Genomic DNA, 25,134 nt, shown 5'->3' with positions numbered 1-25,134 from the left:
ATTTAAGCTGCGAAAGTTGAGCTATTAATTTGAAACTTTATTTAGTTTTAATGTTGGGGGTTCTTATTTTAGGAAAAATATCTTTTTGCTTATATATTTTCGCAAGCTGCCCGTTCCGGGCAAACTCGCACTGCGCGGCATCGATACCGACTGTATGAGAGCTCCGCAGCTCGACCTGCCCGAGGAAGAAATCGCCGATTTGAAGCGCAAGCTGGATGAGCTGAACGCGATAACCCGTTACGAGTGAGCTTCGCCGTGCGGCGGGAATTCGGTCATCCGTTGCCGTGTAATAATAAAGGAAAAATAAGAGCAGGAGTTCCTGGACAGGGACTCCTGTTTGTCTATGCGTACGTCCGGCATGGGCGTCATCTATAGGGTGAGAGTCTCGAACGTGGGCTGGCGAGCGCCTACCGTAGCCAAGGGCAAGGGTGTCGGTCGCGAGTCCGAATCTGAAGGAAGTCGGAGGCAAACGCACGGGCCAAGGTACACGAACCCAACTTGAGACAGGATTAGTCGGATGAGTTGCCGCAACACAACGAAATCCTGAGCCACCAAGGGATAATCCTATAAACTTGGGTGGTCGCGGGCGGAAAGATGACGCTCTTTTTTTCGGCCGGGAAAGCGGGCGCATGACGCGGTAAAGCAAGCGCAGACGTATATCCAGAGCGGTCTCAGATGGGTCGTGGACATGGACTTGGAAAAGTTCTTTGACCGGGTAAACCACGACATGCTCATGGCGAGGGCAGGGCGGAAGTGAAAGATAAACGAGTTTTGAAGTTGGTCTGAGCCTACCTGAACGCGGGAGTTATGGAAAACGGAGTATGCCAGAAGACGGACTAGGGAACGCCGCAAGGCGGGCCGCTAAACCCGCTGCTGGCGAACATCCTGCTGGACGACTTGGACAAAGAACTGACCGAGCGCGGCTTGCGGTTCGTCCGCTACGCCGACGACTGTAACGTGTTCGCCGGGAGCAAGCGAGCAGGACAGTGTGGTATGGAATAAGTGATTCGCTTTGTAGAAGGAAAGCTGAAACTGAGAGTGAACCGGGACAAGAGCGCGGTAGATCGGCCATGGAACCGTAAATTCCTTGGCTTCAGCTTCCTGTCGAATCGACAGGCAACGATCCGATTGGCTTCCAAAACGATCTCCCGATTCAAGGAGAAGATAAAAGAACTTAAGAGCCGAACCTGGTCAATCTCGATGGAAGACCGCATTACCCGAATCAATCGATACCTCATGGGATGGATTGGATATTTTAGGCTGGCCTCAGCAAAGAATCACTGCGAGAGATTTGACCAGTGGATACGCAGAAGACTGTGCATGTGTCTGTGGAAACGGGTGCAAACCCGACTCCGTGAACTCCGAGCACTTGGCGTCCCGGACTGGGCAGCTTGGTCGATGGCAAATTCCCGTCGGGGTGCGTGGGAAATGTCTCGGAACACAAATAACGCCTTCCCGACTTCCTACTGGGAAGCGAGAGGACTGAAAAGTCTGCTTTCTCGTTATCTAGAGTTTTGTCAACCTTTTGGAACCGCCGTATGCGGACCCGCATGTACGGTGGTGAGAGGTCGGGGGTTAGCCGCCCCCTCCTACTTGATCGATTTTGCATCGGCTTTCCGTCCCGGTTCGCGCATCGTTCGTTCGGCATGCTCAGCCATGTTCAGCATATGGCCGGCCCGGCCGTCTTGACACGTTTTCCGTTTCATGCCACAAATGAATACACAGCTTGCAAAGCTGTAACCTTTTGAGGAGGGATTCATCGAATGAGTCAGGAGCAGCGGGAAAAATTGTATGCCATGCTCGGCGATCTGCCGCCGAAATCGGCCTTGACGAGCAAGCTCGTCGCCATCGAGGACAGGGAAACGTACGTGCTGGAGAAGCTGACGCTCGGATTGAACGGCATCGAACCGGTGCCGGCTTATTTCGTCAAGCCGAAGCATGCGGAAGGGCCGTATCCGGTCGTTCTCTTCCATCACTCCCACGGGGGAAATTATCGGTTGGGGAAAGACGAGCTGATAAATGGAAACGTTTACTTGCAGCATCCGCCATATGCGGAAGCGCTTGCGAGACAAGGATATGCGGCGCTGGCGATTGACGCCTGGGGGTTCGGGGAACGAAGCGGCAGAAGCGAAAGTGAAATTTTTAAAGAGATGCTTTGGCGCGGACAAGTGATGTGGGGGATGATGGTATACGACAGTCTCCGGGCGGTCGAATACGTGATCGGACGGGCGGATGTAGATGCTGCCCGAATCGGAACGATCGGCATGTCGATGGGAAGCACGATGGCGTGGTGGACCGCCGCGCTGGAACCGCGGATTCGCGTATGCGTGGACCTGTGCTGCCTGACCGACTTTCAGGCTCTGCTCGAAACGCGCGGACTGGACCGCCACGGCATCTATTATTACGTCCCTGGCCTTCTGAAGTCGTTCACGACGGCATCGATCAATGCGCTTATCGCGCCGCGTCCCCATCTCAGCCTGGCGGGGATTTACGATCCCTTGACGCCGGCGGCCGGGCTCGACCGGATCGAGGCGGAGCTTGACCGGACATACCGGCAGCTTGGCGCGCCGGAAGCCTGGAAGCTGCTCCGCTATCCGACCGGCCATTACGAGACGGCGGAGATGAGGGCGGAGGCGATGGCTTTTCTGGCCAAGTGGCTGTAGCGGCGGCGAAGGCGAACGAGGAGGGATATGATGCGTGCCATTCGCCGTCCGCTGCCGATTCTGGCGCAACTATGGGCGGGAATGTTTCTGATTGCGGTGCTTGTGATCGCGTTGACGATTTTTTTCAATTACCGTTTCAATTCGCAGACGATGCTGAACCGGATGGCCGACAATACCCAGGAGTCGGTCGAGCAGCTTTCCGACAAGATCGATGTGCTGTTGCGCCAGTACGACCAATTCGCTCATCTCGTCGTATTCGACAGCCGGGTGCAGCGGACGCTGGCCGAATCGGGATACGGCCGTGAGGAGCCGGACGCTGTCGGCTTGAACCGTTATCTCGGGGAAAGAACGCGCCATATTGACGGCGACATGCTCATTCATCTGTTCGACACGGCCGGCCGCGCCTATGCGTCGACCGACGCGCTGCAGCTGTTCTGGCGCAATTATGACGAAGTCGCCGCCATTTCGTGGTACGCCAAAATGGCGACGATGGACGGCCATATGCTGTGGGTATACGGGCCGGCATGGCGGGACGGGGAAATTCCGGCCATTATCGGGGCGAGAAAAATCAAAAATGCGGACGACCTGCATATTGTCGGGGATCTGTTCGTCGTCGTGCCCGTGGACAGGATCAACCGGGTCATTGCCGAAACGCCGCCGCCGATCGAACGGAAAGTGCAGGTGATGGACCCGCTTGGCAACATCGTTTATTCGACCGTCCCGGATGAGATCGGGACGGCCGCCGATATCGGGCTGTTCGCCAAATTCGCAGGCAGCGGGCCGCTCTTCTTCGACTGGACGACGCGGGAGGAGGGGCGGCGCGTCTACGTTACCTATGCGAAGTCGGCGTATTCCGGCTGGACGACGATCGCCTACTTCGACCGTGAGGCCGTATATAGTGATACGACGCGTATGTGGGGCGCCGCGCTGCTGACGATCGCTTCGGGCGCGGCGCTGGCGCTCATTCTCGTCGGCTATTTCGCCTGGACGCTGACGAAGCCGATCCGGCAGCTGGCGCTTGGCATGAACCGGCTCGGCAGAGAGGGGGTGCGGCCGCTCGGCATGCGGTTCGCCAGCATGGAAATTTCGCTGCTGTACGCCAACTACAACCGGATGCTCGACCAGCTGAAGGAGCTGATCGACCGGCTGTCGGAGCAGCAGATCAGCGTACAGCGGGCGCAGCTGGTTGCGCTGAAGGCCCAGTTTCGCCCGCACTTTTTGTACAATTCGCTCAATTTGATTTATTGGACGATCGAGGACGGCAGACCCCGCGAAGCGCAGGACATGACGATTGCGCTCGGCGAGCTGCTGCGCTACAGCGTTCATCCGTCGTCCGAGCTTGTGACGCTGCGCGACGATCTCGATCAGCTGGAGCGGTATCTGTTTTTGCAGCGCGCCCGTTACGGCGACCGTTTCCGCTTCGAGCTGGAGACGGAGGAAGGACTGGGCCGCCAGCGGGTGTTCCGCCTCATGCTGCAGCCGCTCGTCGAGAATGCGTTCCGCCACGGGCTCGAGCGGAAGCCGGAAGGCGATTGGCTCATCCGCGTCCGGATCAGGCGCATGGACGGAACGATGCACTGCACGGTCGAGGACAACGGGGCGGGCATGGAGGCCGGCCGGCTGAGAGCGCTGGAAGCGAGCATCGCGCTGGAAAGAAGGGAAGACGCCAACGCCGGCGGCATCGGGCTGTCGAACCTGCATCACCAGATCCGCTCTTTCTTCGGACCGCCGTACGGTTTGCGGCTGTTCGCCAGCCCGCTTGGCGGATTCGGCGTAACGTTGACGCTGCCGCTGAACGAAGACAAGGAAACCGGCCAGGACAAGCTTATGCATGGCGGGCGGGCCGCCGGCGCCGGAAAGGAAGCGTACGACGAAGCCGGAGCGGGCGCTGGCCAAGCGGGGGAAGCGGAAAGGGGGGATGCCGATGATCGCTAGGAAGGCTGCCGCCAGACTGCCGTCGCCGATGGCGCTGACGATGTGGATGACGCTGATGACGCTGACGGCGCTTCTCAACTCCTGCATGCCGCAGGCTTCGCTGCCCGAACTCAGGTCGCGGCCGGAGCAGAAGACGCTTGCGATCTGGCTGTGGCAAGGAAACGGAATGGAAAAGCTGATTGAAGATTATTCGCAGCTTAGGCCCGATATCGATGTCGAAACGGTGTACGTCCGGTATGAGGACGTCGTGCCCAAGCTGTTGTCCTCGTTTGCCAGCCGTTCGGGGGCGCCGGACCTCGTCCTGCTCGATGCGGACCAGATCGGCGAGGCTGAGGCGTTTCGCGGATATTTTCACAATCTGTACGATTTCGGCGCCGACCGGAACCGGTATCTGGACTGGAAGCGGGAGCAGGCGGAACTGGACGAAGGACGGTTTCTGTTCGGTTTGCCGGCGGATATCGGCCCGGTGGCGATCGCGTATCGCCACGATCTGTTTGCCGAAGCCGGACTGCCGTCCGGCCGCGAGGAGGCGGCGGAAGCGCTGAGCGATTGGGAAACGTTGGAGCAATGGGGCTTGAAGCTTCGCCGGGAGATCGACGTGGCGTTGGTCGATAACGTGACGAGCGTATATACGGCATCGTTGCACGAATACAGCACGCAGCCTGCGAGCCGATCCGGCTCCGGGGAAACGGATAAGGACGGCCGGCTGGCGCTCATCCGGAAAGCGTGGGATCGTGCCGTCAGGTTCCACAGCCTCGGTCTGAGCGCCGGATTGCCGTCGCGGACGCCGGATTGGGCGCGCGGCGCGGTTGAAGGCCGCTATGCGGCCGTCATCGGACCGTCATGGCTTCACGGGGCGATGAAGACGAATGCGCCGGCAACGTTCGGCAAGTGGGACATGATCCGAACGCCGGAGGGGCCGTCGATTATGGACGGTACGTTTCTGGCCGTGCCGGCGACGAGCCGGTATCCGGAGGAGGCTTATGCGCTGGCGGATTGGTTGACGTCGCCGGATCGGCAGCTCGACGGGTTTCTGCAGAGCGGAAACTTTCCCTCTACCCCCCGATTGTACGGTTCCCCGGAACTGAGCGGGCTGCAGGACCCGTTTTTCAACAATGCCCCGACAGGGCAAATCTACACATCCGCCGTGCTGCATTACCGGGGCCCGGCGATTCGAACGGAACAGCGCGTCCGTACGATCGAAGGGGAAGCCGCGGTCCGGGAGGCGCTGCGCCGTCTGGAAAGCGAAAACGCCGATCCGGAACGGCTGTGGGCGGAAGCGGAGAAACAGATCGCCGGTCATTGAAGGAGGAATGCCATGTTTACTGTACTTGTCGTCGACGACGAGCCGAACGTGCGGGCGCCTGTGCGGCGCATGCTGTCGCAGATGGAAGGCGCGGACCGGGTGCTGGAGGCGGCTGACGGGAAGCAGGCGCTGGAGCTGCTGAAGCGGCATGAGGTGCATCTTGTTATTACGGACATCCGGATGCCGGGAATGGACGGGCTGGCGCTGGCCGCCACGATTCGCGGCCGCTATCCGGACACGGAAGTATACGTGTTGACCGGATATGCCGAATTCGAATACGCCCAGCGGGCGGTCGAGCACCGGGTATCGGGCTACCTGCTCAAGCCGCTTTCCAGACATAAGCTCGCGGAAGTGTTCGAAGCGGCCAGCCGCAAATACCGGCTCCGACGCCACTCCTATCAGGTCAATACGATCCGCAGCAAGGCGCTGCTGGAGAAGCGGGTACACGATCTGCTGCACGGCGTTCCGCTGCCGCAGTTTGACGAGGGGCTCATTCCGCCCTTCGAGCGCATCGCGCTGATCTCCTTTTCCACAAAAGATTTGCGGTCGTTCGGCGAAACGTCGGTCCGCTCCTTCATCCGGAACGGCGCATACGACGCGTTCTGCAGGCTGGGCGTGCCCGTCGTTTGCATGGAAGAGCGGCTGGTGTCGATCGTGCTGTTCGCCGTCTCGTTCGACCGGGAAGCCTGGGACCGCCAGACGGCGGAAACATCCGCCTGGATGGAGGACAAGCTGCGATTGCCGATCCGGACCGGCTGCGGCGGGTCGACCCGGGAGCTCGCAGATCTCAGCCTGATGTATATCCGCAGCATGGTGAAGCTCGGTTTCACCGAGGTGTCCCGCCGCGGCTCCGAAGCCCGTTTGTCGCCTATCGTCCGCAGTTTGCTCGATTACGTGCGCAGCGAGTATGCCGGAAGCGCCTTGCTCGCCGATTTCGCCGAAGCCCGGCAGGTGAACGCCAATTATTTGAGCAACCTGTTTCATCAGGAGACGGGCATGACCTATACGCAGTATCTTACCCATTACCGTCTGACCGAAGCGAAGCGGCTGCTGCGCGAAACGAATCTGAGAATCTATGAAGTGTGCGCGCTGACCGGCTACCGCGATCCGGCTTACTTCAGCCGTCTGTTCAAAACGGTCGTAGGCTTGTCGCCGAACGATTACCGCCTCGGTACGCCAAATACCTGACCAGTACAATTACCTAACAATAGTTCAAGAAATCGAAGATTCGTCATCTGTCGCCCCGGATGCCCGAAACCTATACTTTTTGTCAAGGCTTACTTCGCAAGCCTGTCGATCATAAGAGGGGAGTGTTGCGGATGAAACGATCGGGAAGGCGCAAACCTTGGATGCTGGCGATACTGGTTATGGCGTTGCTGCTGTCGGCGTGCGGAAGCGGAGGCGATCCGGCGGATTCGGCCGGCGCCGAGCCGGAGAAGAGCGGCGAGAAAGTGAAGCTTCAGATGTGGTTTTGGCAAGGGGCGGCCTTCGAAAAAATTATTCCGGAGTTCAACAGGCTAAATCCCGGCATCGAGGTCGTACCGCAAATTTACAAATGGGAGGATGCGCACAAGAAGCTGCTGACCGCCATGTCGGCCGGTTCGGGCGCTCCCGATATCGCGATGGTCGATATTTCGCAGTTGGACCAGTTTCTGAAATATCCGGACAAGTTCTACGATCTGAATGAATTCGGGGCGCAGGAGCTGGCGGGCGACTATCTGGAATGGAAATGGAAGCAGTCCATGGTCGGGGACAAGCAGCTCGCTTTGCCGACGGATATCGGTCCCATGGTGCTCTATTACCGGGCAGACCTGTTCGAGCAAGCGGGCTTGCCGTCCGAGCCGGAAGAGGTGGCGGCGCAAATTCAAAACTGGGATCAATTTCTCGAAGCGGGCAAAGTGCTGAAAGAAAAGACCGGCGCCGTTATTCTCTCCAACCCTTACGAGCTGTACGGCGCGATTCGCGATCAGGGCGACCAGCTCTACTTTGACGAGGAAGACCGGTTAATTATCGAGGAAAATCCGCAAATCAAGAAAGCGCTGTCGTACTACATCAAAGCGCGGGAAATGGGAATTGCCGGCGCCTACGATCAGAAGAACGCGCTCCCGGAATATTCGGCCGCGCTGAACTCCGGCAAGATCGCCACCTACATTTCGGCCGCCTGGGGACGCGGACATGTCGAGACGCGCGCGCCGGACACGAAGGGCAAGTGGCGTGCGGCGAAAATTCCCGAAGGAACGGGCAACATGGGCGGTTCGTTCCTGCTCATTCCGAAGGAAACGAAGCATGCGAAGGAAGCGTACAAGGCGATTTCCTGGCTGCTTGCTCCGGAGCAGCAGCTGGAGGTCGCGAAGCTGACGGGCAACTTCCCGTCGACGCCGTCGGTTTACGGGGACGAGTTGTTTACGAACCAGGGCTTTGAGTTCTGGGGCGGACAGAAGCTCGGCGTGCTGTTCGCCGAGGTCGCCAAGGACGTCAAGGTGCAGCGCAAAGGCCCCAATTATCAAACGGTGGAAGACATTATCAGCGACGGCATGCAGGCGGTTACGGTCGACAAGTCGAAGGACCCGGAAACGGAATTTTGGGCGCTTGTGGAGAAGGCGAAGACGAAGCTCCAGAACAAGTAATCAACGAAGCCGGCGAAAGCGGGCGGGCAAGGCTAGGGGCCGATCCGATATGCGGTTTCCCGGCTCTTGTCCGCCGCCGCTGACGCCTGTCCGATCCGAATTGTCGAAGGAGGGATGGCAGCTTGAAGGGATGGAGAAAATACGCCGCTCCTTATGCGATGATTTCGCCTTTTTACCTTTTGTTTCTCGTGTTCGGGCTGTTCCCGATCCTGTTCTCGATTTACTTGTCGTTTCACGCATGGGACGGGCTCGGGGAGATGAAGTACGTCGGCCTGCGCAACTTCCGGAATTTGCTTGCAAACGATCCGGATTTCTGGAAGTCGGTCGGCAACACGTTCGTCATCTGGTTTTTATCGACGCTGCCGCAGCTGTTTCTGGCGCTTGTGATCGCCTTTCTGCTGAACGCGGGCCTTTATGAAGTTCAAAGATTTTTTCCGGGCGGTCTTTTTTCTGCCGAACATTACTTCGATCGTGGCGGTGGCGATTATATTCGGATCGTTCTTCGGCACGCAGTTCGGCCTGATCAACAGCCTGTTTCAGGCGCTCGGGCTTGAACGGATCGACTGGATCAACGATACGTTCTGGGTCAAGGTCGCCATTTCCCTGATGGTCATTTGGCGCTGGACCGGCTATAACGCGATCATCTATCTGGCAGGCTTGCAGGCGGTGCCGGGCGATCTGTACGAGGCGGCGACGATCGACGGCGCGAGCCGAACGCAGCAGTTTTTCCGCATTACGCTGCCGCTGCTCCGTCCGATCATTCTGTTCACCGTCATCCTCTCGACGATCGGCGGCATGCAGCTGTTCACCGAGCCGATGATTCTCGTCGGCAATACGGGAGGAGCGACCAAAGGCGGACTGACGCTCGTGCTTTACCTGTACAGCCAGGCGTTCGGCAATCAGCTGTTCGGCTACGCTTCGGCCATCGCATGGATGCTCTTCCTGATCATCGGCGTCTTCTCTTTTCTGAACTGGAAATTTATTTCGAAAGGGGAGACGCATTGATGGGAACGGCGAACCATGAAGGCGTGCCGCTTCAGCCGAATGCGGGCGTGCCCGGGACGGGCGGCATATTCAGGGGAAGACTGGCGGAAAGGCTCGGTACGATCGGCATTTACGCCGGTATGTTGGCCGGCGCCGTCCTCTCGCTCTTTCCGTTTTATTGGCTGCTCGTCATGGCTACCGCGACGACCTCGGATATATTCCGGTTTCCTCCCCGGCTGCTGCCGGGCGACCAGCTGCTGGTCAATATCAACAAAGTGCTGGATCATGTCGGGTTCTTCCAATCGTTCGGCAACAGCGTTGTCGTGGCGGGCGTCCATACGCTGATCGTTCTGTTTTTCTGCTCGCTGGCGGGCTTTGCGTTCGCCAAATTCGAATTTCCGGCGAAAGGCTTCCTGTTCCTGTTCCTGCTTCTGACGATGATGATTCCGCAGCAGCTCGGCCTCATTCCCCAATTCATCATTATGCAGAAGCTCGGCTGGATCAACGAGCTGAAGGCGCTTATCATTCCGGGAGCGGCGAATGCGTTCGGCATCTTCTGGATGCGCCAATATTCCCAGTCGGTCATTCACGACGAATTGATCAACGCCGGCCGGATCGACGGCTGCAACTCGTTCGATCTGTACTGGCGGGTGGCGCTGCCGATTTTGCGTCCGGCGCTGGCGACGCTCGGAATCATTACGTTTCTCGGGTCCTGGAACGATTATTTATGGCCGCTCGTCGTCATCTCGGTGCAGGAAAAATTTACGATCCAGATGCTCATCGCCTCGATGAACGGCGTATACAGCACGGACTATTCCATGGTTATGGCCGCTACGTTAATGGCGACGGTTCCGCTGATTGTCGTGTTCAGCCTGTTCAGCCGGCAATTTATCGCCGGGTTGATGCAAGGCTCGGTCAAGGATTGACGGAAGGGAAACGATTTTCACGTCTTTTCTGAAAATTTGAATAATAAGGTTGACATTCGCCGAACCGCGTGGTACCATGGCCTCACCTTGTAATCGAATCGGATGCCTGGTCTTCGGATGCCGGTAAGTAAGGCTGCGATTCGCAGCCTTTTTCTCGTGCCGCCGGGAGAGGAAAGGTCCGCATCAGCCGATCCTCAAGACCGCACCCGGGAAAGGAAGGGACAGCTATGCTTCAGTCGTATCGCATGTTCGCTTCGTCACCGGTGTTCCGGCAGACCGGCCACATAAGCTGTGGCGCCCCTTGTGCGCCGCACTGCCGCCATGTCTCGGGAATCCTTGCCCAAGACAGCGAAGCCGATTGCGCTTCGGCAAGGCGTGAGACGCTGAAGAGGCTGCCTGTCATGACCGTGTTGCGAGTCATAGAACGATGGACGAGCGGCGTTGCTGCCCGGACATGGACGCAATCCTGCCTTGTTGGCGGGGGGACGCCGTGTCCGGGCCGTTTTTTTCCGTAACTGCCTGGGACGGCATACTCGATTATGCTTGCCGCAGCGCATACAACGCATACTAGGAGCATATGGCGTGCATACGAAAACGGGGTGAGACCATTGCGATTTCAAAATTTAAGCGAAAGCGGCATGACCGTTACCGATGTGCAGGAACGTATTATACGGTTTATCGAGCGCGACCCCAAAGCCTCCTATCAGTTTGCGATCGGAACGGACAGTCAGGTGCACCGGAGCCATACGAAGTTCGCGACGGGCGTTGTCATTCACCGATTGGGCAAAGGCGCGTGGGCCTGCTACCGGCAGACGGTTATTCCCCGCGAGCTGACCTCCATCCGGGAGAAGCTGACGCTGGAGACGACTTTCTCGCAGCAGGTGGCACAATGGTTCGACGAGGACTTTATCCGCAGGATGGAAGAGGCTTTGCTGCCGTACGTCTACCAGGGGGCGATGCTGCAGACGTATATCGACATCGACGCCGGCACCGAGCCGATCGTCAACAAAACGTCGCTGTATGTGCAGGAGATGATCAATCGCGTCGAATCGACGGGACTGTACGTTCCGCGCGTCAAGCCCGATTCGTACGTCGCTTCCGCCTATGCGAACCGGTATACGAAGAAGCCGGCGAGCATCGTCATGTAGCGGCCCGCAAAAATCTTCAATTAAAGGGATGGGAATAATATCAGTTTCACGCTATAATTGAGGGTGTAAATTTTGCGATAAAGGAGTTCAATCATGGAAAAAGTTCTGATTTTCGGCCACAAAAATCCGGACACCGATTCGATCTGTTCCGCCATTGCATACGCCGATCTGAAAACCCGGCTGGGCCAAAACGTCGAGCCCGTTCGCCTCGGAAGCGTGAACGGCGAGACGCAATACGCCCTCGACAAGTTCAAGGCGGAGGCGCCGCGTCTCGTCGAGACGGTTGCCAACGAAGCGAAAGGCGTCATTCTCGTCGACCACAACGAGCGTCAGCAAAGCGCTTCGGATATCGATAAAGTGCAGGTGCTGGAAGTCATCGACCATCACCGGATCGCCAACTTCGAGACGAGCGGTCCGCTGTACTACCGCGCCGAGCCGGTCGGCTGCACGGCGACGATTCTGAAGAAGCTGTACAAGGAGAACGGAATCGCCATTCCGCAGCAGATCGCCGGCCTGATGCTGTCCGCGATTATTTCCGACTCGCTGCTGTTCAAATCGCCGACCTGCACGGAAGAAGACGTGGCGGCTGCCCGCGAGCTGGCGGAAATCGCCGGCGTCGATGCCGAAGCGTACGGTCTCGAAATGCTGAAGGCCGGCGCCGACCTGAGCGACAAGACGGTAGCCGAGCTGATTTCCCTCGATTCGAAGGAATTCCAGATGGGAGGCGCCAAAGTCGAGATCGCTCAGGTGAACGCCGTGGATACGAACGACGTGCTTTCACGCCAGGCGGAAATCGAGGCCGCGCTCTCCCGGATTATTGAGGAGAAACAGCTCGATCTGTTCCTGTTTGTCGTAACGGATATTCTGAACAACGATTCGATCGGGCTGGCCCTCGGCCGTGCCGCCGATGCTGTCGAGCAAGCCTACAATGTGAAGCTGGACGGCAACAAAGCGGTGCTGAAAGGCGTCGTCTCCCGCAAATCGCAAATCGTGCCGGTGCTGACCGACACGTTCAACAAACGCGCTTAATGTAAATATGGCTTTGCTGCAACAGGCTGTCCGGCAACAGGTTTTGATGTCCGGACAGCCTGTTTTGCCTTGTCCGGCCAACCGTCGGCCGTCGGCCGCCGCGCCGCTTGGCCGCTTGCGCGATCAAGCTTTGTTTCAATCGGTCCGGGATATCGGATACAATGGGGATATTCGGTTCATGAAAGGGAGATGAGAACATGGCTTTCATGCAGTGCGATTTCTTTTCCGAAACGCTCGGCCTGTCCGTATCGATGAACGTCATTGTGCCGCAGAAGACCCGTTCGCAGATCGGCATGGAAGGAAAGGCGTCAGCCGACAGGCATCCGACGCTCTATTTGCTGCACGGGCTGTCGGACGACCATACGATATGGATGCGCCGCACCTCGATCGAGCGTTATGCGGCAGAATACGGTCTGGCGGTCGTCATGCCGGCCGTCGGCAGAAGCTTCTATACCGACGCGGTACAGGGGGCCAAATACTGGACGTTCGTCAGCGAAGAGCTGCCGGCGCTCGCCCGCTCGTTCTTCCCGCTGTCGGATGCGCGGGATGCGAATTTCGTCGCCGGCTTGTCCATGGGGGGATACGGCGCCATGAAGCTCGGTCTTCGGCGTCCCGACCTGTTCGCGGCGGCGGCAAGTCTGTCGGGCGCCCTCGATGTCGCGGAGCTTGATGCGGACCGCGTCACGATGAGCCAGGCGGAATACCGCCGCATCTTCGGCAGCGGCGAAGAGGTGCGCGGATCGGACAACGATTTGTTCGCGCTGGCCGAGCGTCTGTCCCGCTCTAGCGGACCCAGGCCGAAGCTGTTCCAGTGCTGCGGTACGGAAGATTTCCTGTACAGCCATAATATCCGGTTCCGCGACCATGTCCGCTCCCTCGGACTCGACCTGACATACGAAGAAGAGCCGGGGGGCCATGAGTGGGGCTATTGGGATATGAAAATCAGACGGGTGCTCGAATGGCTGCCGCTTCAGCGGTAGTTTCATCTTCGACACGGATCCAAAACGATACGGGCGTCCATGTGAGGCAATCATCGATTTCGGTACGACAGCCTGCAGGCAGCTGGCTGCATAAGAAAAGGAAGTCCATCCGGCGGACTTCCTTCTCTTTATGCGTATACATGTGGCGCGTGCCAAGCTTGTCCTTTACAGGACGCGGCGGGCGGTCGTGTAATTTTTGCTCCACCAGCCGGATTTGATCGTGCTGATGGTCACGCCCGGATCGCCATAAGTGTGAATGATTTTGCCGTTTCCGATATAGATGCCGACATGATGGATCGGCGAATAGAAAAATACGAGGTCGCCAACCTTCAGGTTGCTTTTGGACACGTACTTGCCGACTTTGGATTGTGCCTTCGACGTGCGGGGGAGGTTGATGCCCGCGGCTTTCTTCATGACATGCTTCACGAATGACGAGCAATCAAAATAACGGGTCGTACTGGTTGACGCGCCGAACCGGTACGGGGTTCCCAAATATTTTTTCGCTGTCGATACTATTTTTGAAGCAGTTGAACTGCTGGCTGCGCTCGCTTGTTGTGCCGGCATTACCGGGACAGCCGAAGTGAAAGCGATAGACAGACCGAGTGCAGTCGCCGCGAATAATTTTACCAAACGATTCCATTTCATGAGAAAGTTCTCCCATCCTTTCCTGATATATCTTGAACTTGCAAGTTTCTAGTACTACCTTACCATAACCGGAACCTGTAAGCCTTTTCCTATGAGACAAAAAACCTTTCCATTCCAGCGATTATACGTATTTCTAAAAAATAAATGAGAATATTCTCAGCATGAAATCGAAAGGATTAAAGTCTTATGACTTTTATCCTGATTCTATAGTAAACAATGAACTTGTTTCCTTTCCAAAGAACGATGATTATTTCTCAAAAATGATTTATTTGTAATTATATGGGTGTTTGTTGAAAAGAGGGGTTAGCGTACCGTAAGGGCATAATATCGCATATCGGGAGGAGTGTCGCCGGATCCCGTCGCAGGATCCTGCAGCATAACAGCAGAACGGATAGAGGCTGAACCGGACGAAACCGGGCGTTGCCGTACGCAAGCGGAACGCTGTCAAGATGAATGAACCGGCGCAATATCAGCCCGGCCATAACGCGCAGGCCGGCCCGCTGCCGGGCGCGCCCGTCTTATGTCCAACGGGCGGCCCAAACCTTCATCTGGTGGATGATCGGATGCAAATCATGCCCTTTCGGCGTCAGCGTATATTCGACGGTGACCGGAACGGTCGGGTATACGCGGCGCTCCAGCACGCCTTTCTCTTCCAGATGCCGGAGCGTGCTGGTCAGCGCACGCGGGCTGATCGCGGGGATATGGCGCTGCAGCTCGCCGAAACGCTTCGTGCCGCAGAACAGCTCGCGAAGAACGAGAAACGCCCATTTACCGCCGATCACGTCCAACGTTTTTTCGATGTTGCATTCGATGACGGACGGATTTTTCGGCACATGATTGCTTTTGCTCATCTGAACGGCCCCTTTCCCTGACAGGATTCGTTGTGTCAAGTATACTGAAGTATAGTAGATATCGTTAGGATAATATCATGAAACGGCTTTCACTTCTTTCAATATTATACGAACTTTTATACAATGGTAAAGAGGTTGATAAATATACATAAAAAGATTGCGGTTCCAGAGGATGGATCGAAAGGGGAGGGTGGCAAATGAAATACAGGAGACTCGGCGGAAGCGGATTGAAAGTAAGCGAGATCAGTCTTGGCAGCTGGCTGACCTATGGCGGTTATGTCGAGCGGCAGCAGGCGGTGCAATCGATTCATACCGCGTATGGACTTGGCATTAATTTCTTCGATACTGCCAACATCTACGAGCGGGGCGCGGCCGAAAAAGTGCTGGGGGAAGCGCTGAAGCAATATCCCCGCGAGTCTTACGTGCTCGCGACCAAAGCGTATGGGGTCATGGGCGACGGCCCGAATGACCGCGGATTGTCCCGCAAGCATATTATCGAGCAGTGCAACGCCAGTCTGAGACGGCTTGGCCACGATTATGTCGATATCTTTTATTGTCACCGGTTCGATCCGGAGACGCCGCTGGAAGAGACGCTGCGGGCGATCGACGATTTGATCCGTCAAGGAAAAGTGCTTTATGCGGGTGTCAGCGAATGGACGGCGGCGCAAATTACGGAAGCGCTCAATATTGCGGACCGCCGGTTGCTGGACCGCATCATCGTCAATCAGCCGATTTACAATATTTTCGAGCGGTATATCGAGAAGGAGATCATTCCGCTCTGCGAGCAGCGGGGCGTCGGGCAGGTCGTTTATTCGCCGCTTGCGCAAGGCTTGCTTGCCGGCAAGTATTCCTCTGCTACCGAAGTTCCCGAAGATAGCCGGGCTGCCAAGCTGGATTGGGTGCGCAAACAAATCAGCGAAGACAAGATCGCGAAGGTGAAGCGGCTTGAGGGCGTCGCGCAAGAAATCGGCCTGACGGTCGGTCAGCTTGCCCTCGCCTGGATATTGCGGCAGCCGAATGTCGCGAGCGCCTTGATCGGCGCGAGCCGCCCCGAACAGGTGAGGGAGAATGCCCGGGCTTCCGGCGTCGAACTGTCGGCCGAAACGATCGAGCGAATCGAAGAGATTCTGAAAGACGAATAAAAAATCGGAACGGATCGTTCGAAGGCAGCTGCCTCCGAACGATCCGTTTTGCATTCGTACATCGCCACAATAAAAATATGAAGAAATTGTTTAAATACGAACAATCGGTTTTGGCCGCGAAGGCCGATGCTACTTGTATTGCTGCTGGCCAGTCCGGATCAGCGTATCCGGTGCCGACGAGCGCTGGGCGCCGGCGGCCCGCTGCGCTTCGCTCGGGCGCGTCTTTTCTTCCTGCGGCGGAATGCTTGGCTTGTCGGCACCGGCCGCTCGCCGCTCCTTGATCCGCTGCAGCGGAGCGGGAACGTCGCCGACTCCGGCGAACTGGTACTTCACGAGCCGGTTAAAAGCTTCGGTATAAGGCTCAAGCGGCCTTCCCGCCCACGATTCTTTCGCATACTCGACCAGTTCGTTGACGAAATCCATATTGGCCGAAATATGGACTTCCTCGACAGCCGGAGCGAGCCGTCTGACAATGACGGCGACGCTTTGTTTCAGTTCGCCGGAAATCTGATTCAGGTCATTGACAGAGAAGTAAGAATTGTAAGGCGTCACCATCTTCCGGTTGTCCCAGTAAGAACTGCCTGTATCCGCGTTATAGACGCCTTCGTTCATCCCGGTATTGTTCTGTTCCCTCGAAGCCCTCCCGCCGCTGCGCAAGGTGCCGACAGCTGTCCAGTCGAGCACAAGGCCGACATACGCATTTTTGTCCGTCAGCATGACGACAGAGGTCGCAACGCCGTTCAGCTTCGCCACTTCCGATGAAAGCGCGCGGCTGTACTCAAAGTATCGATTGTCGTGCTGGCGGGGGTCGTTCGTCGTTGAGCCGTACATTTTGCTGCCGATTGTTTTCGGATCGCCTTTTTGGCGGGATCCGTAATCCAGGTCGCTGTCCTGGACTCTGCGCACATAATTGCACCCGGTTGTGGCGGCGAGCGCGATGATGACGGATAACAGAATCGCGGTGGTGCGGTACCTCATGGCCCGTTTGCCTCCCTTTCGTTTCTTTAACGTATAGGCTTTGTTCCCTCCGGCGAAATATGCGTGCATGGCGGATACATAATTGACCATGGATATGGTGCACAATGTAGGATAGAGTCTGGGACGGACTGCGGCAGTCCCGACGCCGCTTCAGCGGCTGCGAAAAGGGTTCGGCGACATTCGCGCAGCAGTGGAAAAACCGCGCCGGATCGGCAATTTTGACATCTTTGAGAACAATTTGTGAACTCCTTCCCGAACATTGACAAATAGGTACTACAACTTTATATTAAGTAAAGTAATTAAGTTGTACGAAGTTGGCAAAATGCATCATCGCACCACACAGTTCCCTTTGGCCATACCGCACAAAAACGCTTACATACCGCTTGCATTCATGAAGCGGGGTTTGTTTATGGGCAACTGTGAAAACGTAAAAAGTGGGGTTGATTAATGATGAATCGGTGGCATGCAGTAAAACGTCTCTTGCCGCTGCTCGCCGGAATGGCACTGCTGCTCTCCGCTTGCGGTCGTGCGGATCTGTCGGCGTTAAATCCGCAAGGGCCGGTAGCTGAAGAGCAGTTCGGTTTGATGAAACTGGCGATTACGATTATGTCCTTTGTCGTCATTGTCGTTTTTAGCCTCTCTCTGTACGTCATCGTGAAGTTCCGCCGGAGACGCGGCGACAATACGATTCCCGTTCAGGTTGAAGGCAATCACAAGCTGGAGATCGTCTGGACGGTTATTCCGATCATCCTGCTGATTATTCTGGGCGTGCCAACGGTTCAGTCGGTATTCGGTTTGTCAAAGGATTACTCGAAAGATCCGAACGCGGTTCAAGTTATCGTCACGTCCCATCAATACTGGTGGGAATTCGAATATCCGCAATTCGGCATCAAGACAGCGCAGGAAATGGTCATTCCAACCAATGCCAAAATTGCTATCGAAACGAAATCGGGAGATGTCAAGCACTCGTTCTGGATTCCCGCCCTGGCCGGCAAAATCGACTCGAACGCCGGCGCCAACGTGAACACGATGTACTTCGAAGCCCCGAAGCCGGGCGTCTATTTGGGCAAATGTGCTGAACTGTGCGGCCCTTCCCATGCACTTATGGACTTTAAGGTGAAGGCGGTGGACGAAGCTTCCTTCGACCGCTGGATCGCAGCGTTGAAGGAGCCGGTGGAACTTCCTGCCGATCCTGCCGTCCGAGAAGCCTTCATCAGCAAATGTCTGTCCTGCCACGCGGTCGGCGATCAGGGCGGCATGATCTATCCGAACCTGACGGGCATCGGCAGCCGGGAGACGGTTGGAGGCATATTGGTCAATACCGATGATGCGAAATACGCTAACGAAGGTACGGTTTATGAAAACTTGAAAAGATGGATCGAGGATCCGGACCAAATCAAACCCGGCAACGGAATGGGCAAAGTGGCGTTGACGGAGCAGGAGCTTGACGGCATAGCCAAGTATTTGTCGGAGCTAAAGCTTGATTATTAAGGATCGACAGAATATAGAAAAATCATCGGTGATTGAAGGAGGTCCCCACCTTGGCTCACGCAGCACACCCGGTTAAACGTTACCGCGGCCTGATGGATTGGCTGACGACGGTTGACCATAAAAAAATCGGCATTCTGTATTTGATTGCCGGCGGATTTTTCTTCCTGATCGGAGGGCTGGAAGCCATTCTGATTCGCATCCAGCTCTGGAAGCCGCTCAATAACTTTGTCAGCGCCGACATGTTCAACGAACTGTTGACGATGCACGGCACGACCATGATTTTCCTGGCAGCGATGCCGCTGCTGTTTGCGCTGATGAATGCGATCATTCCGCTGCAGATCGGCGCGCGCGACGTCGCATTCCCTTTTCTGAACTCGCTCGGATTTTGGACTTTTCTGTTCGGCGGTCTGCTGCTGAATGTCAGCTGGTTTACCGGAGGAGCTCCCGACGCCGGCTGGACTTCGTACGTGCCGCTCGCGGGAACGACTTACAGCGGAGATCATGGCGTAGACTACTATGTTATCGGTTTGCAGATTGCCGGTATCGGCACGCTGCTCGGCGGCATCAACTTTATGGCGACGATCATCAATATGCGCGCCCCGGGCATGAGCTTCATGCGGATGCCGATGTTTACGTGGACGGTATTTATTACATCGGCGCTGATCCTGTTCGCTTTCCCGGCTCTGACCGTCGGTCTTGCGGCGCTCATGTTCGACCGGCTGTTCGACGCCAATTTCTTCAATCCTGCCAATGGCGGGAACACGATTTTGTGGGAGCATATTTTCTGGATTTTCGGTCACCCTGAAGTGTATATTTTGATCCTGCCGGCTTTCGGCATCATTTCCGAAGTGGTCTGCACGTTCTCGCGGAAACGGCTCTTCGGATACAGCTCGATGGTTTTCGCGACGATGCTGATCGGATTTCTGGGCTTCATGGTTTGGGCTCACCATATGTTTACGACAGGGCTCGGACCGGTGGCGAACGCGTTGTTCTCGATCGCGACCATGCTCATTGCGGTGCCTACGGGCATTAAAATCTTTAACTGGATTTTTACCATGTGGGGCGGCTCTATCCGCTTTACAACGGCCAGCCTGTTCGCGATCGGATTTATTCCGACGTTCGTTATGGGCGGTGTAACCGGCGTTATGCTGGCTGCGGCGCCGGCCGACTTCCAGTACCACGACTCCTACTTTGTCGTAGCGCACTTTCACTACGTCATCGTAGGCGGATTGATTATGGGGATCTTTGCGGGCCTGCATTACTGGTGGCCGAAGATGTTCGGACGGATGCTGAACGAAACGATCGGAAAAATCACGTTCGTGACGTTCTTCATCGGGTTCCATATGACGTTCTTCGTCCAGCACTTCCTCGGTTTGCTCGGCATGCCGCGCCGGATCTGGACCTATCTGGACGGTCTCGGCTTCAACGGACTGAACCTGATCAGCACGATCGGCGCCATCCTGATGGGCATCGGCACGGTCGCCTTCCTGATCAATATCGTCATTACGGCGGCGAAACCGCGGAATGCCGCGGACGATCCGTGGGAAGACGGCCGCACGCTGGAATGGGCGATTTCTTCGCCTGCGCCGGAGTACAACTTTGCGCAAACGCCGCTCGTTCGCGGTTATGACGCGCTGTGGAAAGAGAAAATGGACGGCAACAAAGGCATGACGCCCGCCGAACCGCTGGGATCGATTCATATGCCTTCTCCGTCGATTCTGCCGTTCATTATGTCGGTCGGATTGTTCATTGCCGGTTTCGGTTTCATGTACCACAATTACTATATTGGCGCAGCCGGCCTCATTATCATGTTTGCCTGCATGGTGATCCGGTCCGTCAAGGATGACCACGGCTTCCATATTGAGCCGGACGAACTGCAGGGCAAGGGGGTAAAAGCATGAGCGCTCATTCACACGCAGATGGCAAGCTGCCGCACGAGCCCGAGAAGGCAACCCTGGAAGGCCGCAACAAGGTTCTGGGCTTCTGGCTTTTCCTTGGTGGGGAGACCGTCTTGTTCGGTACTCTCTTCTCGGCCTTCCTTGCGCTCCGCCATCAGGTGGGCGAAGGAAATCCGACAGGTCAGGAACTGTTCCAGCTGCCGCTCGTGGCGCTTGCGACTTTCCTCCTGCTGACGTCCAGCTTGACGAGCGTCTTCGCCATCCAGGCGATGCACCGACAGCAAACGAAGCAGCTTATTTCGTGGCTTGTCATTACGGTATTGCTTGGTCTCGGCTTTCTGATTCTGGAGATCTACGAATTTTATCACTATGTGCATGAAGGTCACGGCTTCACGACGAGCGCCTTCAGTTCTTCCTTCTATACGCTGGTCGGGTTCCACGGCGCACACGTGCTGTTCGGCATTTGCTGGATTTCGCTTCTGATCGGGCAGCTGATGAAAAAAGGGTTGACCGTCATAACGGCGCCGAAGGTTTACGTTTCGGCCATGTACTGGCACTTTATCGACGTCGTCTGGGTTTTCATTTTCACCGTCGTTTACTTGATGGGAAAGGTGGGCTGATCGATGGCAGCAGACAATCATACGCTGACAGAAGAGCGGCCGAGACGGCATAGGCTTGAAGGACCCCAAAAGCATGTTATCGCGTTTATCTTCTCGGTCGTATTGACGTTGCTGGCGTTTGCGCTGGTCATGTCCGGCGAGATGAACGAAACGTTCATTTACATCATGCTGGTGACGATGGCGATTTTGCAGGTCATTATTCAAATGGCATTCTGGATGCACATGAAAGACCGCGGTCATCTGTTTCCGATCATCGGTATTTTTGGCGGTGCCTTCGTCGCATTTACCTGTGTCATTATGGCACTTTATTGGGTTTGGTGGTAAGCAGCCGATCCATAATTGAAAAGAGGCGGGTCCAATCGGGCCCCTCTTTTTTTTAAAAATATAACGTCTCCTTGCGTTTGTGAAGGGAGGGATTGAGATGCTCGGTTTGGAATATTTCAGCTTTGAAGAGTTGTGGAGTCCGATGTTTTTCTTTTTCATGACGGCTGTCGTCATCGGCTATTTCTATATCATCGGGCCGTGGCGGTTGAAGCATGAGCCTGGCGAAGCGCCTGCGACAACAAAACAAAAAGTAATGTTCGTAACCGGCATATTGTTCTATTATCTGGCAAACGGCGGTCCGCTTGACCTGCTTGGCCATCTTCTGTTTACCGCTCATATGGTCAGTATGTCGCTTTCCTATCTGATTGCGCCACCGCTTATCCTGCTTGGTGTGCCCGCTTTCGTTTGGAGGCGACTGTTCGCAGCTCCTTTCTGGCGCAAATTTTCCGGATTGATGCATCCGATTCTGACGCTGCTCCTTTTTAATATTCTGTTTTCGATTTATCATGTGCCGCTTGTGCATGACTATGTCATGACCCATTTTATGGTGCATCGCTTGTATTATGTGGTGCTGTTGATCACGTCGATGATGATGTGGGCGCAGATCGCTTGCCCGGTTCCGGAGTGGAGCCGGCTGACCGATGTGAAGAAGATGGCTTACGTTTTTGCGAATGGCGCCTTGTTGACGCCTGCGTGCGCGCTCATTATTTTTTCCGGCAATACGCTGTACGGCACGTACAACGACCCGAACGTATGGGCGACCGCAATGGGCTATTGCGTCAGCGGGGACCCGGGCGATTTGTTGACCCGTTTTAACGGCGGTCCTCTGTTCTTTCAAATCTTGGATCCTTTGGAGGATCAGCAGCTCGGCGGTATCGTCATGAAGCTCGTGCAGGAAGTGATGTACGGGGCCATACTGGCTTATATTTTCAGCCATTGGTTCAAGCGCGAGCATACGGAGGACGATCTTCCGGGCGCCACTGACGGAGCGCATTAACCAGATTTTCATTTGCGAATATAGGTGGGATACCAGTGGAACATTTTTTGATTTTGCCGACGATCAGCACATCATTCATTATCATTAGCGCCGTTCTCGTCGCGATCGGTTGGCCGCTTGCCGCCAAGAGACGGCTGGAGGCGCACCGCAAAGTAATGCTGGCGGCGGCAGCGGCGGCCCTCGTTTTCTTTATCGTATACGTCTCGAGAACGATCTTCGACGGCAATACGCAGTGGGGCGGACCGGACAGCCTGAAGCCTTTCTATCTCGTTTTTCTGCTGTTTCATATCGTGCTCGCCACGATCGCGGCCGTATTCGGCATTACGACGCTGACGCTGGCCTTCAAGGAGAAATTCGCCAAGCACCGCCGATGGGGCAGGGTGACGGCCGTAATCTGGTTCGCCACCGCGATAACCGGCGTTATGGTTTATTTGCTGCTGTATATTCTGTATCCGGGCGGACATACGAAACCGCTTATCGACGCCATATTTGGCTAAGATTGCGACCATTGAATCTGGGAAGATCGGACGGGACGATGCCGCGGCATTCGTCCTGTTTTTTAACTCATTGTTCGAAACTCCCTCAGCGTCTCATGCCGGCAACCCATCACTCGCATCTCACTCGCGTCCCATGCCGGTATCTCATCAGACGCAACTTATCGACCGCAATTCATCGCCAACATCCCATTAGCCGTAACTCATCTCCGCATCTCGCGACCGTAACTCATCCCTCGCATCGTATCCCATTTACCGTAACTTATTGACCGCATCTCAACATTCGCGTCTCAACATTCGCATCTCAGCATCCGCATCTCAACATTCGCATCTCAACATCCGTATCTCAGCATCCGTATCTCAGCATCCGTATCTCAACATCTGTATCTCGACATCTGTATCTCAACATCTGTATCTCAACATTCGTATCTCATCGCTCGTGTCTCATCACTCGTGTCTCGTCACCCATATTTCACCGACCGCATATCTCGACCTCCAAGGATGAGCCGATGCTGGCCATTGTGTTGCGCGCGTCGCCCCCGTCGGTATACGGTCCGGGCACACATGCAGCAGCGCCGATACCATAAGAACACCATATTTACTGCATAACCGGCCCGCTCATCAGCTATTCGTCCGCCTTCAGCACTCGCTATTGGCGCTTGCCCAGACTCTCATTATTTGCGCGTAACTCATAATCGATGCAAAATTACAAAATACTGCAAATATGCATCTTTTAACGACGAAATCGGTTGATTTTGAAGAAATTCCTGCAAAAATACAGTTTTTTTAAGCCTCAACGGCTCTATCGCAAGGTTTCGGCATGAGAATAATGTACTTTTGCAGGAATTTTCTGTTATTACTAGATAATATAGAAAAAAGATGTATATTTGCAGGAATTCCCTTTAGATCCGTTCCGCCTGCCCCCGAAACTAGCAAAGCTGGCCTGGCATCAATCGGTTTCCTCACCGTGCGCGATTTGGAGCCCGACTAAAGTTTCGCACAGAAAGATTCGGCCCGGCAACAAAGCCCCATCCCAGCAACAAAGTCCCATCCCGGCAACAAAGCCCCATCCCAGCAACAAAGCCCCATCCCGGCAACAAAGTCCCATCCCAGCAACAAAGCCCCATCCCGGCATTAAAGCCCCATCCCGGCATTAAAGCCCCATCCCGGCATTAAAGTCCCATCACAGCATCAAATCTCCGTCAAAGCTCCGTCAAATCTCTGCTTTCCCGATCCGGTCAAACCCCAAGTTCGCGGTTCCATAGAACTTTCTCGCCGTTTGTTGACAGCAAAAAGATGCATGGTTATACTGTATATAAATATATACACAGTATGATGACCGGGACGTGAGGCATATGAATGACTGGCGAGGCGGATGGCGAATCGCCAAGCATGAATTGCGGCGAGATCGCATGGGGCTGATGTTTACGATTATTTTTACCGTGTATCTGACAGCCGTTACCTTCCCTCTGACCAAGGCGCTTTTCGCGGGACAGCCGGACGAGAGTTGGACTTGGGCGATCGATTTCATGATGCTAAGCGTATTGCCGAGCATGGGGTTTATGGTTAGCGGCTTCACGATGAAATATTGGAAGGACGACAGCTTTACGCGGAAACTGGCGTTATGGCGAACGATGCCGATATCGATCCCGCAGATCGTGACGGGCCGGTTGTTGTTGCTGTTCGTGGTGATGATCCCCATATTGTTCATTTACTTTATATCCCAGTACGTTATCGCGTTGGCTATAGGCCAGGCGCTGCCGTTATACCCTTTCGTTCTGTACGCTCTGTTCTGGAGCGGTTATTCCATCGCTTTGGCCATTCAATATGTCTATTGGGAACAATCGGTCAGCGGCAAAAAATATTTTCTGATCTGCAGCGTCTACCTTGTCATTATAGCGGTTTTGGTGGCTGTCTTGTGGTTTAGCGGCATCGGATTAACGAGACATCTTACAGCCTCGGTCAGCAGGGGAGAATGGTGGTATCCCGGCTCGGCGCTCGCCGCTGCGGCGTTGTCCGTCATGTTCGGCAGCCGCTTGATCGCCGGCAGCATCCGCAAGCGCGATCTGCTCGGGTAACGGACCGGGAACGAAGAA

General features: G+C 55.6%; 21 protein-coding genes and 2 pseudogenes. 20 read left to right on the top strand and 3 right to left on the bottom strand.

Translation table 11 applies throughout. The features are described from left to right. Positions 1-85 precede the first annotated feature (85 nt). The 12 genes and pseudogenes from ABEV74_RS09205 (at position 86) to ABEV74_RS09150 (ending at position 13,598) form a co-directional block, all read left to right on the top strand. Positions 86-247, top strand: a complete 162-nt coding sequence (locus ABEV74_RS09205; RefSeq protein ID WP_430145347.1) for a hypothetical protein — start codon at positions 86-88, stop codon at positions 245-247. 360 nt (positions 248-607) lie between these two features. Further along, positions 608-1,518, top strand: a pseudogene (locus ABEV74_RS09200) (reverse transcriptase domain-containing protein); the annotation flags it as partial. Between the two features lie 245 nt (positions 1,519-1,763). Beyond that, positions 1,764-2,663, top strand: a complete 900-nt coding sequence (locus tag ABEV74_RS09195; protein ID WP_062495682.1) for a dienelactone hydrolase family protein — start codon at positions 1,764-1,766, stop codon at positions 2,661-2,663. Positions 2,664-2,690: 27 nt separating this feature from the next. After that, positions 2,691-4,598 carry a cache domain-containing sensor histidine kinase gene (locus ABEV74_RS09190; protein ID WP_430145344.1) on the top strand — a complete coding sequence of 636 codons (1,908 nt, stop codon included), beginning with the start codon at positions 2,691-2,693 and terminating at the stop codon, positions 4,596-4,598. Beyond that, a complete protein-coding gene (locus ABEV74_RS09185) occupies positions 4,588-5,904 on the top strand; it encodes an ABC transporter substrate-binding protein (protein WP_430145341.1) in 1,317 nt (438 codons plus the stop codon). Before ABEV74_RS09190 ends, ABEV74_RS09185 begins: the two co-directional genes overlap by 11 nt. A 12-nt stretch (positions 5,905-5,916) precedes the next feature. After that, a complete protein-coding gene (locus ABEV74_RS09180) occupies positions 5,917-7,092 on the top strand; it encodes a response regulator (RefSeq protein ID WP_430145338.1) in 1,176 nt (391 codons plus the stop codon). A 131-nt stretch (positions 7,093-7,223) separates the two neighbouring features. Next, complete coding sequence (locus ABEV74_RS09175) at positions 7,224-8,531, top strand: ABC transporter substrate-binding protein (protein ID WP_430145336.1); 1,308 nt, start codon at positions 7,224-7,226, stop codon at positions 8,529-8,531. 158 nt (positions 8,532-8,689) lie between these two features. After that, positions 8,690-9,536: pseudogene (locus tag ABEV74_RS09170) on the top strand (carbohydrate ABC transporter permease). A gap of 119 nt (positions 9,537-9,655) precedes the next feature. Continuing rightward, complete coding sequence (locus ABEV74_RS09165; RefSeq protein WP_235593457.1) at positions 9,656-10,441, top strand: carbohydrate ABC transporter permease; 786 nt, start codon at positions 9,656-9,658, stop codon at positions 10,439-10,441. A 638-nt stretch (positions 10,442-11,079) separates the two neighbouring features. After that, complete coding sequence (locus ABEV74_RS09160) at positions 11,080-11,589, top strand: ribonuclease H-like YkuK family protein (protein WP_372447132.1); 510 nt, start codon at positions 11,080-11,082, stop codon at positions 11,587-11,589. A 93-nt stretch (positions 11,590-11,682) separates the two neighbouring features. Further along, positions 11,683-12,618 carry a manganese-dependent inorganic pyrophosphatase gene (locus ABEV74_RS09155; RefSeq protein ID WP_062495666.1) on the top strand — a complete coding sequence of 312 codons (936 nt, stop codon included), beginning with the start codon at positions 11,683-11,685 and terminating at the stop codon, positions 12,616-12,618. Positions 12,619-12,815: 197 nt separating this feature from the next. Beyond that, complete coding sequence (locus ABEV74_RS09150) at positions 12,816-13,598, top strand: alpha/beta hydrolase (protein ID WP_062495664.1); 783 nt, start codon at positions 12,816-12,818, stop codon at positions 13,596-13,598. A gap of 165 nt (positions 13,599-13,763) precedes the next feature. Here ABEV74_RS09150 and ABEV74_RS09145 read toward each other — a convergent pair whose 3' ends face one another. Next, positions 13,764-14,243, bottom strand: a complete 480-nt coding sequence (locus ABEV74_RS09145) for a C40 family peptidase (protein WP_062495662.1) — start codon at positions 14,241-14,243, stop codon at positions 13,764-13,766. Positions 14,244-14,761: 518 nt separating this feature from the next. Beyond that, positions 14,762-15,094 (bottom strand): winged helix-turn-helix transcriptional regulator, encoded by a 333-nt coding sequence (locus ABEV74_RS09140; protein WP_062495660.1) that lies wholly within the window; start codon positions 15,092-15,094, stop codon positions 14,762-14,764. A gap of 197 nt (positions 15,095-15,291) precedes the next feature. Between ABEV74_RS09140 and ABEV74_RS09135 the strand changes: the two genes are divergently transcribed. Further along, positions 15,292-16,236: an aldo/keto reductase family protein gene (locus ABEV74_RS09135; protein ID WP_430145332.1), complete on the top strand. Its 945-nt coding sequence runs from the start codon at positions 15,292-15,294 to the stop codon at positions 16,234-16,236. Positions 16,237-16,365: 129 nt separating this feature from the next. On the opposite strand, the gene ABEV74_RS09130 is transcribed toward ABEV74_RS09135, so the two are convergent. Next, a complete protein-coding gene (locus ABEV74_RS09130; protein WP_430145330.1) occupies positions 16,366-17,214 on the bottom strand; it encodes a hypothetical protein in 849 nt (282 codons plus the stop codon). A gap of 447 nt (positions 17,215-17,661) precedes the next feature. Here ABEV74_RS09130 and coxB point away from each other — a divergent pair, with 447 nt between their 5' ends. From coxB to ABEV74_RS09095, 7 genes are all read left to right on the top strand, one after another. Continuing rightward, positions 17,662-18,705 (top strand): cytochrome c oxidase subunit II, encoded by a 1,044-nt coding sequence (coxB, locus tag ABEV74_RS09125; protein ID WP_430145327.1) that lies wholly within the window; start codon positions 17,662-17,664, stop codon positions 18,703-18,705. Between the two features lie 50 nt (positions 18,706-18,755). After that, positions 18,756-20,606 (top strand): cytochrome c oxidase subunit I, encoded by a 1,851-nt coding sequence (gene ctaD / locus ABEV74_RS09120; protein WP_062495654.1) that lies wholly within the window; start codon positions 18,756-18,758, stop codon positions 20,604-20,606. Next, positions 20,603-21,223 (top strand): cytochrome (ubi)quinol oxidase subunit III, encoded by a 621-nt coding sequence (locus ABEV74_RS09115; RefSeq protein ID WP_062495652.1) that lies wholly within the window; start codon positions 20,603-20,605, stop codon positions 21,221-21,223. The genes ctaD and ABEV74_RS09115 overlap by 4 nt, the downstream gene beginning before the upstream one ends. A 3-nt stretch (positions 21,224-21,226) precedes the next feature. Further along, complete coding sequence (locus tag ABEV74_RS09110; protein ID WP_062495650.1) at positions 21,227-21,547, top strand: cytochrome C oxidase subunit IV family protein; 321 nt, start codon at positions 21,227-21,229, stop codon at positions 21,545-21,547. A gap of 97 nt (positions 21,548-21,644) precedes the next feature. Beyond that, a complete protein-coding gene (gene ctaG, locus ABEV74_RS09105) occupies positions 21,645-22,544 on the top strand; it encodes a cytochrome c oxidase assembly factor CtaG (RefSeq protein WP_430145323.1) in 900 nt (299 codons plus the stop codon). A 35-nt stretch (positions 22,545-22,579) separates the two neighbouring features. After that, positions 22,580-23,041, top strand: coding sequence for a DUF420 domain-containing protein (locus ABEV74_RS09100; protein WP_430145321.1), 462 nt, complete (start codon positions 22,580-22,582; stop codon positions 23,039-23,041). Positions 23,042-24,393: 1,352 nt separating this feature from the next. After that, positions 24,394-25,116, top strand: coding sequence for a hypothetical protein (locus tag ABEV74_RS09095; protein WP_430145318.1), 723 nt, complete (start codon positions 24,394-24,396; stop codon positions 25,114-25,116). Positions 25,117-25,134 lie beyond the last annotated feature (18 nt).

Origin of the sequence: Paenibacillus cisolokensis, assembly GCF_050481165.1 — a bacterium.
Classification (GTDB): domain Bacteria; phylum Bacillota; class Bacilli; order Paenibacillales; family Paenibacillaceae; genus Paenibacillus_AH; species Paenibacillus_AH cisolokensis.
The sequence above is the reverse complement of the archived record's forward strand: the minus strand, read 5'-3'. Positions and strand labels throughout refer to the sequence as shown.